Origin of the sequence: Mesorhizobium terrae, assembly GCF_008727715.1 — a bacterium.
Taxonomy (GTDB): Bacteria; Pseudomonadota; Alphaproteobacteria; order Rhizobiales; family Rhizobiaceae; genus Mesorhizobium; species Mesorhizobium terrae.
This window is the reverse complement of sequence record NZ_CP044218.1, coordinates 3,173,107-3,185,590: the sequence shown is the minus strand read 5'-3', so window position 1 is coordinate 3,185,590 and position 12,484 is coordinate 3,173,107. Positions and strand designations below refer to the sequence as shown.

The following is a 12,484-nucleotide window of genomic DNA, read 5'->3' as shown; positions in this document are numbered from 1 at the left end:
GACCATCGTCAATCGACCTGGATCTTGGCTTCCTTGACGATCGGCTCCCATTTGGCGAGTTCCGCCTTGACGTGGGCACCGAGTTCTTGCGGCGTCGAGCCGACGATGGTGGCGCTGAAATCGCCCATCCTTGCAATCACCGCCGGGTCCTTCATCGCCTTGGTCGCCGAGGCGTTGAGGCGATCGATGACCTCCTTCGGCGTGCCGGGAGGCGCAAACAGCGCATTCCAGGTGTAGGTTTCGTAGCCAGGCACCCCGGATTCCGCGATGGTCGGAAGATCGGGGAAGGACGGGACGCGCTTGGCCGTCGTCACACCCAGCGCCTTCAGCGTGCCACCCTTGATGTGGGAGGACGAGGACGGCAAATTGTCGAACATGATCGGCACCTGGTTGGCGACGACGTCGTTCAACGCCGGCCCGGCGCCCTTGTAGGGTATGTGCTGCATATCCACGCCAGCCATGATCTTGAACAGCTCGCCGGAAAGATGCAGGGGCGTGCCGATGCCGGACGAGGCATAGGAGTACTTCTCGGGTTCGGCCTTCAGAAGCGCGACGAGTTCCTGGACGTTCTTGACCGGCAACTCCGGATTGACCACCAGCACGTTCGGCACGACGACCAACAGCGAGACCGGCGAAAAATCCTTTTCGGGATCGTAGGGCCTGGTCTTCAGGATCAGCGGGTTGAGCGCATGGGTGGCGACGGTGCCCATCAAGATGGTGTAGCCGTCCGGGTCGGAACGCGCGACGCGATCGGCACCGATATTGCCGCCGGCGCCGGCGACGTTTTCCACGATGACCTGCTGGCCGAGATCATCCGACATTTTCTGCGCGACGATACGCGCCACCAGATCGGTCGAGCCACCGGCGGCGAACGGCACCACCAGCGTCACCGTCCGGTTCGGGAACTGCTGCGCCGAAGACGGCGAAGCGACAGCCGCCAAAGACAGCGCCGACAAGCCGAGCGCCAAAGCGGCGCGTCGTGACAATTTTGAAAAGTTCATCCTATTCCTCCTCTCCCCCACCCTATGCGCCTTGGGCGCACGAGTTGGTTACGATAATCGGGAAGAGCAGACAACAACGACACGGCGACGGCTTCATGCATACGCACGCAAGCCAGTCGGGCACCTTCACGCTGAGGATAGCCCGCGTGAGACCGCGTTGTTTGCCGGCTTTCAGTCCAGCCTGTGCTTCAGGTCTTCATCCAGCCAGCGGCCGAAGAAATAAGGCAGCTGCTTGTGCCACCACGGCCAGTCGTGGGCGACGTCACCACCCCAATAATCGACCCAGGCGGGGATCGCCTTTTCGCGCAGGATGCGTTCCAGCGCATGCGTTTCGACCAGCATCTGCTCTTCCCAGGCACCCTGGCCGCTACAGAAGATGAGCCGCAGCGAACGCAGCCGCGCAAGCAGCGCCTCGTCGGTGATGCCTGGTAGATAGTCGAGCGGCGAGTTGTAGAAGATGTCGCCCGCCAGCGTGCTGCCCAGGAAACCGCGGGTCGAATAGACGCCGGAAAGCGAGATGACGCCGGCGGCAAGATCGGGATTGCGGAAGACGAAGTTCGAAGAGTGATAGCCGCCCATCGAGCAGCCCGAAAACAATGGCTTCAGCACGCGGCCGCCATTGGCCTCCGCGGCCGTGGCTGCAAATTCCGGCAATGCCTCGTCGCGGACATAGCGGAAATAGGCCTCGTGCCGGCCGATGCGGTGAGCCGGATCGCCGTGCTTGTCGAAGAAGCTCTCGCTGTCGATGCCGTCGACAGTGAAAATCTGGATGCGGCCAGTGTCGATGAAGTCGGCTAGCGAATTGACGCCGCCCGCATCCTCGAACTGGTAGAAGCGCCCCTGCGACGTCGGGAAAACGACGACCGGGCGCCCGGCATAGCCGTAGCGTTTGTATTCCATGTCGCGGCCCAGCTTGCCGCTCCAGCGCTTGTGATAGGAAATGTCCATCGCTCAAGCCTCCTCGGCATGGATGTAGTCGACCGCTTCGCGCAGTGCCTGACGGTCTCGCGACCGCAGCTGGTAGGCGTAGTTGCCCATGGCGCGGCTGAAAACCTGTTCGATGGCCTGGTGGTGCACGACCTTGTCGCCGTGCGCGGCTAACACATCGTCATGGCTGTGGCGATAGCGGAGATGGTCCTTGCGGCTGGCATAGACGGTGAAATACTTGCCCTTGAACGGCCCGCCAACCGTGTTCTGGACCACCATGTTGGCCCATTCGGCATAGATGTCGATGTCGAAGCTGTAGTTGATAGCGTCCGGCATCCACGCGCCCGGCGGGCGGATGTTCACTTCCAGCGCGATGATCTTGCCCTGGCGGGTCTCGAACAGCTCGATATGGAAAAACCGCTCCTTGAGGGCGAATGCCTTGACGATCTTGCGGCCCGCTTCCTCCACTTCCGGCGGGATATCGGGCCGGCAGGTGTAGCTCATATGCTTGTTCTTGTTGACGACATCCATGATGGAGTCGTCGTATTTGGTGCTGGCGGCAAACACGATCTCGCCGTCCCGGTTGACCAGTCCGTCATAGGTGACCACCAGCCCGTCGATGAATTCCTCCATGACGAAGCTCATCCCTTCCGGCTTGATGCGGAAGAATTCGTCGAGTTCGCCGACATTCGAGATCTTGTAGGTGTGGGCAGCACCTGCGCCGGAATCCGGCTTCACCACCACCGGGTAGCCGACACGGCGGATGAATTCCAAGGCGCCAGAGCGTTCCGAGGTCTTGCGTTGGGCGATGACGTTGACGCCGGCCTTGCGGAACGACGCCCGCATGCGGCTCTTGCGTTTGATGTTCTTCACATAGTCGAGCTTGATACCATCGATGTTGAAGTCGGTGCGGATGCCGGCCTCGAGATCCAGCCAATGCTCGTTGAGCGACTCGAAACGATCGATGCGGCCCCATTTGTGAATGAAATGGCCCATCGCCCGATAGATCAGGTCGTAATTCTCCATATCCGCGATGAGGTAGTATTCGCTGAGCGCATTCTTCAGCCTTGGCGCCAGCGCCTCATAGGGCGCGTCCCCGATGCCGAGCACGGTGGCGCCGGCTTTTTTGAGCCGATCGCAGAAATCGGCACCGTTCGACGGGAAATGCGGCGAGAAGAACACGAAATTCATGAACAGCCCTCCCGGTCGCCGTGCCCAACGGCGAGACCTGGAGAAATGTGACGCATTTAGATGAAACCGCAAAGCAAAACCGTGCCCTGCCTTTTCACCCGTGCGGCAGCGTTACCCTTGCCTCCGTGGGGAGGCTCCTGTAAGAGAACGGCCATGACGACGCGCCCCGCATCCTCTGTCTCCCGTTCGGCCAGCCTGGCTGGAGAGACCGTGCGCGCGCTTTCCGCGACCCTGCTTCTTCTCGGCCTTATCGGCGATCGCCGGGCTCGCTGAAGGAGCACCCGGCGGTCGATACCGCCGCATGGCGTGCATGCTCCTCGCAAGTCACATTCAGCGAATGAACATCAGGTAGTGGTGCCGCTTGCACCGATGGCCGTCATGGAATGAGGCCCCGCAAGCCGCCGGGAGAAAAGACGATGAACGCACGAGAAGAAATCCGAGACGCGTCCACCAAGGGCATGCCGCAGGCGATACGCAAATATCAGCCCTATCCGTTGGTAGGTCTCACTGACCGCACATGGCCCAACAAGGTGATCGACAAGGCGCCTATCTGGTGCTCGGTCGATTTGCGCGACGGCAACCAGGCCCTGATCGACCCGATGGGGCATGAGCGCAAGGCGCGTATGTTCCAGTTGCTGCTCGACATGGGCTTCAGGGAAATCGAGGTCGGGTTCCCGTCGGCCTCGCAGACCGATTTCGACTTCGCTCGCTGGTGCATCGAGGAAGGCAATGTGCCCGACAATGTCGACCTGCAGGTGCTCGTGCAGTGCCGGCCGGAATTGATCACCCGCACCTTCGAGGCGCTCGAAGGCGCCAAGACGCCGATCGTGCACTTCTACAATTCGACCAGCGAATTGCAGCGCCGCGTCGTCTTCCAGAAGGACGTCGCGGGCATCAAGCAGATTGCGACCGACGCAGCCAAGATGATCTCCGACATGGCCGCGAAAGCCGGAGGCGGCTATCGCTTCCAGTACTCGCCCGAAAGCTTTACCGGCACGGAATTGGAAGTCGCTCTGGAAATCTGCAACGCGGTTGCGGAGATCATGAAGCCGACGCCTGAGAACAAGCTCATCGTCAACCTGCCGTCGACCGTGGAAATGTCGACGCCCAATGTCTATGCCGATCGCATCGAGTGGATGATCCGGCATCTCGACAACCGGGAAAACCTGATCATCTCGTTGCACCCGCACAATGACCGCGGCACCGGCATTGCGACGACCGAACTCGGCCTGATGGCCGGCGCGGACCGCGTCGAAGGCACCTTGTTCGGCAACGGTGAGCGCACCGGCAATGTCGACATCGTCACGCTGGCGCTGAACATGTTCACGCAGGGCGTCGATCCCGACCTGGATTGTTCCGACATCAACCGGATGAAGGATGTCTACGAATATTCCAATCAGCTGAAGATCCCGGAACGCCACCCCTATGTCGGCGAACTCGTCTACACGGCTTTCTCCGGTTCGCATCAGGATGCCATCAACAAGGGCATGAAGGCGATCAAGGTCGCCAACACACCCCTGTGGGAAGTGCCCTATCTGCCGATCGACCCCCAGGATGTCGGCCGCAGCTATGAAGCGATCATCCGCATCAATTCGCAGTCCGGAAAGGGCGGCATCGCCTATGTTCTGCAGGCCGACCACGGTCTCAATCTCCCGCGCAGCCTGCAGGTCGAGTTCAGCCAGGACATCCAGTCCATCACGGATGCCGAAGGCAAGGAAGTGTCGGCCAAGCGCATCTACGACCGCTTCATCGACCGTTATGTCGAACAACCCGGCGCCAGGCTGAAATTCATCGACCATCAGACCTTCCCCGATACGGAAGTGAAGGGCCGCCGCGTCGTCGAGGCCGTTATCCTCGACAGGGGCAAGGAAATGACGATCAGGGGGACGGGAACCGGCCCGATCGACGGCTTCGTCGATGCGCTCTCGCGCCATGTCGGCGTCGAGATGTCGGTGCTCGACTATTCCGAACATTCCCTGCAGCGTGGCTCGAATGCCTCGGCGGTTTCCTATGTCGAAATGGAGCATCCGGGCGGCAAGACTTTCGGCGCCGGCATCAACACCAACATCGTCGCCGCTTCGCTCGAAGCGGTTGTATCGGCGGTAAACCGCATCATCGGCTAAAAAACCGCTGATTCCCTTGATTTCACGGGTTGCCCCGGCTGGATTTTTCCAGCCGGGGTTGTAATGATTCAACCGGGGTCTTGGGGAAGCGTTTGTGTCAGAGCGCAAATGCGTGATAAAAAAATGACTTGTGCCGACTTGAAAGGTTGACACTTGCAGCATACGACGCCTGCCGCCCCCGCAGTGCGCGAAACGCTTGAGAAATTGCTGGCGAGCCAAACATTTGGACGCTCAGAGCGTGCGCGTGAGTTACTCCGTTACCTTGTAGAGCGAGAACAGGCCGGCGAAGCCAGCCGGCTGAAGGGCTTTGCGATCGCCGTAGACGTCTTCGGCAAGGATGCCGGCTTCGACCCATCCACCGACGCGGTGGTGCGCGTGCAGGCAGGCCGGCTCCGCGAGCTGCTCCAGCAATATTCGGCGACCGAGGGGGTCAACGACCCCATTCGCATCACCATCCCCCGCGGCGGCTATGTGCCCCAATATGAGGTGACTGAAACAGGCGTACCGTTCCACCAGATTACGCCCTCGCTGCAGCCACAGATTTCTCCGGCCAGCGAACACCCTTCGCCTGCCGCGCCAGCCAAGGCGCCGGCGGCCGAAGCGGATAGGCGTCAAACACCGGGATCGTCCGGCACTTTGATGATCCCGCCTCGCCATTTGCGGGCGTTTTGGGTCTTCGCCGCGATTTTTCTCGTCGTCATGGTCGTTCTGGTCATACTCCTGCTGCGACAGGCCGATGAACCCGGGCGGACGCCGGTCGCGGCGGGTGCTTCCGCCACGCCTGCCCCGGATTCCACCATCGTTGAGACGTTGGGAAAACTCCCGGCGATTTCCCTGGTCGTCGAGGGAAACACTCCGCCGGTCCAGCGCGTCGAAGCGATATTGCGTTCCGGCCTTGCCCATCTGGAGACCATCCAATTCATTGATCGGGACCCTCGTCAGGACCCGCCGCAGCAGGTCAACCCGACGTCATTTGTCTTCAATGTCAAACCCGGCACGACGGTCGGAAATGTCACGATCGAGGTCCAGAACCTGAAGACGGGCCGCATCCTGACTTCCGAAACCCTGACCTCGTTCCAGACCACCGCCTCGCAGGTGACCGATCGCGTCGCCAAGATACTGGGTGACGTGACTGGCCAGTTTGGCTCGATCTACGGCTATATCGAGCAGAACGGCTTGCAGAACGACCTCACCGCATGCGTGCTCCTCGGCAGAGCCTATGCCTCCAATCAAGGCGCCAAGAGCCATGAGGCAGCTTACCGCTGCCTGGAGAACCTGATCGCACGCGGCGAAAAGTCGGCCTTTATCTATGCGCTCCTTGCCGGCCTGGAGCTGGATGCAACCGTCTGGGCCTATCCATATCCAGCAACCTCAAGCGTGCAGCAGGCGATGGTCTTCGTGAACAAGGCCATCCAGATCGACCCCACGAGTTCCCGCGCGTTTCGCATGGCCGCCTATGCGGAGGGGGTTCTTGGGAATTCACAGGAACGGGTTCGCTGGGCAAAGAAGGCTTACGACGCCGCCCCTTACGATCTGAGGACCATGTACCACTATGGCTGGGCCCTTGTGATGGCGGGCTCGTATAGCGAAGGAACGGCACTTCTGGCGCGCGGCCTCGACCTTGCCGATCCGCATGGCAAATGGCTCGACTACGCGCTGTTCCAGGGCGCCTTCATGACGGGCAATCCGGAGCTGCAGAGACGGGCCGCCCTGGCGCTGGCGGCCGTGGAGCCGCTGCCCGAATATCTCTTGGCGCAACTGATCGTTGCCAGGCACAATGGCAACAAGGCGGAAGTGGCGCGCCTGCTGACCGAGATCAAAGACAAGTTTCCCACATTCGCGGAAGATCCACGCGCGACATTCGTCAAGAACCACTATCCGGACGATCTGAGCGAGAAGCTGGTGCAGGCTTTCAAGACGGCCTCCCTGGAATATGCCAGCATGGTGGCCTCGCCCACCGTACCGCCGACGCCCTCCGTTGCCGTGCCCGTGCCAGGCCTGGAGGATTTGCCGACCGTCTATCTGGTGAACACGGAGAGCAGCACCGCCTCGGAACGTGTGATTGCAGCCCTGCGTGATGGCTTGTCCCGCTTCGACACCCTGGAATTTGTCAGGAAAGAGGTCCCGTCGAAACCGACGCCAACCAGTTTTTCCTTCCACGTGCAGCCCGGTCCGACAACGGGCAGTGTGACGGTCGAATTGCAGAACCTGGCAACCGGGCGTGTCCTGTCGGTACGGAAACTGGAAGCGTTCGACGCAACGGCGTCGCAGATCGACAACAGCGTCGGCAACATACTGGCCGAAACGGCGTCGGTGCCCGGTACGATCTACAGCTATCTCCAGCAGGTCGGGCTCCAGCGGGGGCTGACGCGATGCCTGCTGCTTAGCAACTCCGCCAGGGTCCACCCCCAGCTGGAATCGTTCAAAAACGCCTATCAGTGTTTGGAAATGATCGAGCGCAACGGGGCCAAATCCACCCTCGTCTATGCCGAATTGAGCAATCTGATACTGAATTCGCTGATTTGGGATTTTCGCTACCCGGAAGACGCAACGGTGGAAAAGGCGGCAACGCTTGCCCAACATGCCGTGGAAATCGACCCCGACAGTTCCCAGGCCTATGGGGCAAAGGCGTTCGTCGCGAGCAGGCTGGGTGATCGGGAAGGCACGGTCAAATGGGCCAAGATGGCCTACGATCTCAATCCATACGATCTGGCAACCGCGGCTAACTATGGCTCGGCCCTGTTTTTCAAGCGCGACTACAAGAACGGCATGGCTCTGCTGACCCGGGCAATCGATGGCTCCGGCGCAGTTCACCCGGCATGGTGGGACTACAAGCTGTTCTGTGGCGCGTTCATGCTGGGGGACCAGCAGATCGCCACGCGTGCAGCGCTTTCCCTGACCGCGGCTGGCGCGGACGCCCGCTTCCTGGCGGCACGGCTGATCGTCGCTTCCCAATCCGACGACCGCCGCAAGGCCAGTGCGTTGTTGGATCAAATACGGACGAAGTTTCCCGACTTTGCGGCCAATCCCCGCAGCATGCTGGAAGAATGGAAATTCGTGCCGGAGGAAATGACCGACAAGCTCGTCAGCGCGCTGGAAAATGCCGGTCTCGGCCGGGCCACTGCATCGGCGAACCCGCCGGCGCACTCCGATGCCAATATCGGCGTCGGACCTGAAGACCTGCCGATCGCCTATGTCGTTTCAAAAAAGGCCGATCCGGCCACCGAGCAGGTTGCCGCTGCCCTGCGGGCGGGACTTTCCCGTTTCGAGACCGTCAATTTCATCGGCCGCGATCCGGCTGACGATCGCAACAAGGCCGCCGACGCGACGAGTTTTGTCTTCAACATCACGCCCGGGCCAGGCACGGGCTGGGTAACCGTGGAACTGCAGAACCTGCAGACAGGCACCGTGGCATTGTCCCGCACAATCGCGGTTTCGGACACGACAAGCGCACAGATCGAACCCCAGATCGGTAAGATCCTAGGGGACACAACTCCAGTTTCCGGCCTCATCTATACATTTCTGGAGCGCAACGGTTTTGCCAAAGGCCTCACCGCCTGCCTCATCCTGGAGAACGCCTTCGAGCTGGAAGCCAATGCCAAGGTTCACGAAAAGGCATATCGTTGTTTCGAGGCCTTGGCCGCCAATCACGCCAAATCGTCCATGGTGTATTCGAGCCTCTCGACGTTGACGACGACCGGCCTGATCTGGCGCTACGCCTACCCGCTGAATTCCTCGCTCGACAAGGCGGGCGAGTTCGCGCAACGCGCCATCCAGGCCAACCCGTCGAGCCCACGCGCCTACAATGCGAAAGCTTACATCTCCAACCGGCTGGGCATCTGGACCGATACGGTGCAGTGGACGTCGAAGGCCTATCAGATGAACCCCTACGACCCGCAGGCAATCGCATCTTATGCCTATGCGCTGATTTTCAGCGGCGACTACGTCAAGGGCACCTCGACCATGATCCAGGCGATCGACGCTGCGGATGGAGCCCACGCAGCCTGGTGGGACTACGGACTTTTCGCCGGAGCCTATATGCAAGGAGACAAGGAACTGGCGGCGAAAGCGATCAGTCCGATCGCGACCGCGGCCCCCAACCCGCTTTTCCTCACCAGCCGATTGGTGATAGCCAGTGAGGTGGGCAACCAGCAAATGGTGAACGACATCATCGGCCAGTTGAATGCGAACTTCCCCGCTTTTGTCGCCAACCCGCGAGCGACATTCACCAAGCGGAACTATCCCCCTGGAATGGTGGAAAAATTCATCCAGGGGCTTCGAACGGCGGGACTAAGCGGCGCTACTTGAGGAGCCCATGAGCCTCTTCGCAAACATCCAGGGAACCGGACCGGAAACCATCGTGCTGCTGCACGGGGTTGGCGGTTCGCATGCCGTTTGGGCCGATATCGTGCCCCAGCTTGCAACCGAGGCGGGATTGATCGCCTATGACCTTCCCGGCCATGGCGCCTCGCTCGAGGCCGAAAGCGCGCGCTCGCCAAAACGCATGGCGGAAGCGATCCTGGCCGATCTGGTTGAACGCGGCATCGGCCGCGCCCATCTCGTCGGCCACTCGATGGGCGGTGCAATCGCCACGCTGATCGCGCTGGCCGACCCGGACCGCTTCGCGTCGCTGACCCTGCTTGCGCCCGGCGGCTACGGGGAAGAGATCGACGCCGACCTGTTGCGCCGATTTGCGGCCGCCGAAGACCCGGATGAAATTCGCGCCTGCCTGGCCGCTATGTCAGGCCCGGGCCATATTGTCTCCGACAGGATCGTTGCCGACGCCATGGCAATGCGCGCACGCCCCGGCCAGTTGAAGAAGCTCAGAGAGATCGTCGCGACAATCGCCAAGGGCGGTCGGCAAGGTGTCATTCCGGCCGACCTGCTGGCGAAATTGACCATGCCCGTCGCGGTCGCCTGGGGCGTTCTGGACAGCGTTCTTCCCGTCAGCCAGGCCGATACCCTGCCCGACCGTTTCGACCTGCACCTGGTGCCGGTCGCCGGCCACATGCTGCCCGACGAGGCTCCCGGCCTCATCGTCGAATTGCTGCGGGGGATAATCAGGAACAGCGTCTGATCCTGCCGACACGATTGCCGTGAGTGCAAAGCGACAAGGTTTGTGTTAACCGGTGATTAACCAAACCGTGAGGCAAGGCAATGCCGGAAACAGGCGAAACCGTGACCCCGTTGAACCAGGCGCGCAGGCTCTCCGACGCTGTCCGCGACGTGAAGAACGCACTGGCCGATCGTGACGATGTCGTCGTCGACATGCGCGAGGCGCACCGCATGCGGCTCGAACTGCTGGCTGCGGAACTGGCGCCCATCTTCGCCGAGGTGCCTGCCGACGTCGATTATTTCGATTTCGCGCTCTCTTCCGGTCTGCAGCCAAGGCTGTGGATCGATGCCGTCAGCCATGTCGCGATGGGCCGGGACCGCCGCTGCTACCGCTTCCTGAAGGACACCCGTGTCGGTCGTGTTGTGCTGGCTGAATCCACCGATATGAAGGCAGTCGCCGACCAGGTGACACGTTACGTCGCCGAGCGCATGGTCGAGCGCCAGCGCCTGCTGGAAGGTGGAGTCGAGCCGGCAAGCGGGTTGATCCGACCGTCAGCGGCGGAAGCCGAACCACCGTTGCGAGCCGTCGTTCACCCCTCGCGCGGTCGCTCGTTCCTTGGCGGGCTCGGCCTTGTCCTTACCGGAGCTGTTGTTGGTCTCGCCATCTCCGCCGCCCTGTTCTGGGAACGCGTCGTAGCATTGATCGACAGCGTCAAGCCGTAGATTTTTCCGGCTCCGCGCCCAACTCCATTGTCAGCAGTTCCGCTGGCGTCAGCGCAGGCCCGGTCAAGCCACGCCGCGACAGTTTTATCCGCCAGCCGCTGTCCACCCTGCCGATGTCGAGCAGATTGTATTGCGCCGCCGGGTGCCGGCCACCAAGCCCCTGCCCCGCTGCGGCCACACCCACGACCGGTACTTTGTGGACGCGTCCAATCCAGTAGAGCGTCGGATCGTGCGAATGACCATGCAGCACGAGATCGGCACCGTGTTCCCTGACGATGGCCTGGAACCGCTTGATACCGAACAGGCGCTTGTGCTGGGCGAGAGCACCGCGCACGGGCGGGTGGTGGATAAGGATCACTCGACACAGATCGCGCCGGCCCGTTTCCTCCAGAAGCCGCGCCAGCCGCGCACCCTGCTGCTCTTCGAAAAAGCCGTTGGCCATGAACGGCGCCGTCGCACGCGCCGTCGACACGCCGATCAGCGCGATCTCGCCACGCACCCTGAGATAGGGAAAACTATGGCGATCGACGGCATGATTGGCACCGTCTCCGCACATCCATGGCGCCCAGGCCCGACAGGCCTTGTCGAAAGCGCCCGGCACATAAGCGTCGTGATTGCCGGGAACCACGGAGACGTCATGCGGGGCGCCAAGCGTTTCCAGCCACAACCGGGCCATCTCGATCTCGCCGTCCAGCGCCAGATTGACCAGATCGCCGGTCACGGCAATGTGGTCGACATCGCTTGCCTTGATGTCCGTAACCAGCGTGTCGATGATGGCGTCGTGCATGGTGCGGCGGCGGTTGCGCTGCCAATTGACATAACCCAGCACACGCTTGGACGCGAGGTCGCGATAGGTTACACCGGGCAACGGTCCGAGATGAGCGTCGGAAATATGCGCAAGCCTGTACATCATGTCTTCTTAAGCGAGCAGCCGCCGGCAATCCACCCGTGGTTTCTCATGCCATGAGCGGCACGGACCCGGAAATGCCGTTTCGCCAGACCGGCTGGCCGGGCGTGAGGGCAAGGCTCTTCCATATGCTCTTCCTGCTGAAGCGGCCGATGACGCTTGGCGCGCGCGGGCTGATCCACGATCGCGCCAGCAATTCAGTCTTCCTGATCCGCCATACCTACGTGCCTGGCTGGCAGTTGCCGGGCGGCGGCGTGGAGAAGGGCGAAACCATGGAACAGGCGCTGACACGCGAGCTCGCCGAAGAAGGCAACATCGCCCTTGCCGGGCCACCGGTGCTGAAATCCATCCACCTCAACGCCGTTTCGAGCCCACGCGACCATGTCGGCTTCTACCTGGTCGAAGCCTTCCAGCAGACGGCACCAAAACGGCCCGACTTCGAGATCGCCGAGGCCGGCTTCTTCCCGCTCGACCGTTTGCCCGAGGGCACGACGCCGGCGACGCTGAAGCGCATCGCCGAAGTCTTCGACGACGCGCCGGTTTCGCCTTACTGGTAA

The 12,484-nt window shown here is 61.6% G+C and carries 9 protein-coding genes; 5 read left to right on the top strand and 4 right to left on the bottom strand.

Annotated elements, in window-relative coordinates:
• Window positions 1-8: 8 nt before the first annotated feature.
• The 3 genes from FZF13_RS16595 to FZF13_RS16585 form a co-directional block, all read right to left on the bottom strand.
• Window positions 9-1,001 carry a Bug family tripartite tricarboxylate transporter substrate binding protein gene (locus FZF13_RS16595; protein WP_024925573.1) on the bottom strand — a complete coding sequence of 331 codons (993 nt, stop codon included), beginning with the start codon at window positions 999-1,001 and terminating at the stop codon, window positions 9-11.
• A gap of 171 nt (window positions 1,002-1,172) precedes the next feature.
• Window positions 1,173-1,949 (bottom strand): esterase family protein, encoded by a 777-nt coding sequence (locus tag FZF13_RS16590; RefSeq protein ID WP_024925574.1) that lies wholly within the window; start codon window positions 1,947-1,949, stop codon window positions 1,173-1,175.
• Between the two features lie 3 nt (window positions 1,950-1,952).
• Window positions 1,953-3,119 (bottom strand): ATP-grasp domain-containing protein, encoded by a 1,167-nt coding sequence (locus FZF13_RS16585; RefSeq protein WP_024925575.1) that lies wholly within the window; start codon window positions 3,117-3,119, stop codon window positions 1,953-1,955.
• A gap of 416 nt (window positions 3,120-3,535) precedes the next feature.
• Between FZF13_RS16585 and leuA the strand changes: the two genes are divergently transcribed.
• From leuA to FZF13_RS16565, 4 genes are all read left to right on the top strand, one after another.
• The gene (leuA, locus tag FZF13_RS16580) at window positions 3,536-5,242 is read left to right on the top strand and encodes a 2-isopropylmalate synthase (protein ID WP_051504763.1); all 1,707 of its coding nucleotides are present in this window, start codon (window positions 3,536-3,538) and stop codon (window positions 5,240-5,242) included.
• Between the two features lie 153 nt (window positions 5,243-5,395).
• Window positions 5,396-9,550 carry a tetratricopeptide repeat protein gene (locus FZF13_RS29165; protein ID WP_024925577.1) on the top strand — a complete coding sequence of 1,385 codons (4,155 nt, stop codon included), beginning with the start codon at window positions 5,396-5,398 and terminating at the stop codon, window positions 9,548-9,550.
• A gap of 7 nt (window positions 9,551-9,557) precedes the next feature.
• Window positions 9,558-10,319, top strand: coding sequence for an alpha/beta fold hydrolase (locus FZF13_RS16570; protein ID WP_024925578.1), 762 nt, complete (start codon window positions 9,558-9,560; stop codon window positions 10,317-10,319).
• Between the two features lie 80 nt (window positions 10,320-10,399).
• Complete coding sequence (locus FZF13_RS16565; RefSeq protein ID WP_024925579.1) at window positions 10,400-11,020, top strand: hypothetical protein; 621 nt, start codon at window positions 10,400-10,402, stop codon at window positions 11,018-11,020.
• Here the strand turns inward: FZF13_RS16565 and FZF13_RS16560 are convergent.
• Window positions 11,010-11,930, bottom strand: coding sequence for a metallophosphoesterase family protein (locus FZF13_RS16560; RefSeq protein ID WP_024925580.1), 921 nt, complete (start codon window positions 11,928-11,930; stop codon window positions 11,010-11,012). The genes FZF13_RS16565 and FZF13_RS16560 overlap by 11 nt on opposite strands.
• Before the next feature lie 53 nt (window positions 11,931-11,983).
• On the opposite strand from FZF13_RS16560, the gene FZF13_RS16555 reads away from it, so the two are divergent.
• The gene (locus FZF13_RS16555) at window positions 11,984-12,484 is read left to right on the top strand and encodes an NUDIX domain-containing protein (RefSeq protein ID WP_024925581.1); all 501 of its coding nucleotides are present in this window, start codon (window positions 11,984-11,986) and stop codon (window positions 12,482-12,484) included.

Excerpts from the sequence above, each read along its gene's own strand:
- FZF13_RS16595 (WP_024925573.1), bottom strand. The coding sequence starts at position 1,001 with ATGAACTTTTCAAAATTGTCACGACGCGCCGCTTTGGCGCTCGGCTTG.
- FZF13_RS16590 (WP_024925574.1), bottom strand. The coding sequence starts at position 1,949 with ATGGACATTTCCTATCACAAGCGCTGGAGCGGCAAGCTGGGCCGCGAC.
- FZF13_RS16585 (WP_024925575.1), bottom strand. The coding sequence starts at position 3,119 with ATGAATTTCGTGTTCTTCTCGCCGCATTTCCCGTCGAACGGTGCCGAT.
- leuA (WP_051504763.1), top strand. The coding sequence starts at position 3,536 with ATGAACGCACGAGAAGAAATCCGAGACGCGTCCACCAAGGGCATGCCG.
- FZF13_RS16570 (WP_024925578.1), top strand. The coding sequence starts at position 9,558 with ATGAGCCTCTTCGCAAACATCCAGGGAACCGGACCGGAAACCATCGTG.
- FZF13_RS16565 (WP_024925579.1), top strand. The coding sequence starts at position 10,400 with ATGCCGGAAACAGGCGAAACCGTGACCCCGTTGAACCAGGCGCGCAGG.
- FZF13_RS16560 (WP_024925580.1), bottom strand. The coding sequence starts at position 11,930 with ATGTACAGGCTTGCGCATATTTCCGACGCTCATCTCGGACCGTTGCCC.
- FZF13_RS16555 (WP_024925581.1), top strand. The coding sequence starts at position 11,984 with ATGAGCGGCACGGACCCGGAAATGCCGTTTCGCCAGACCGGCTGGCCG.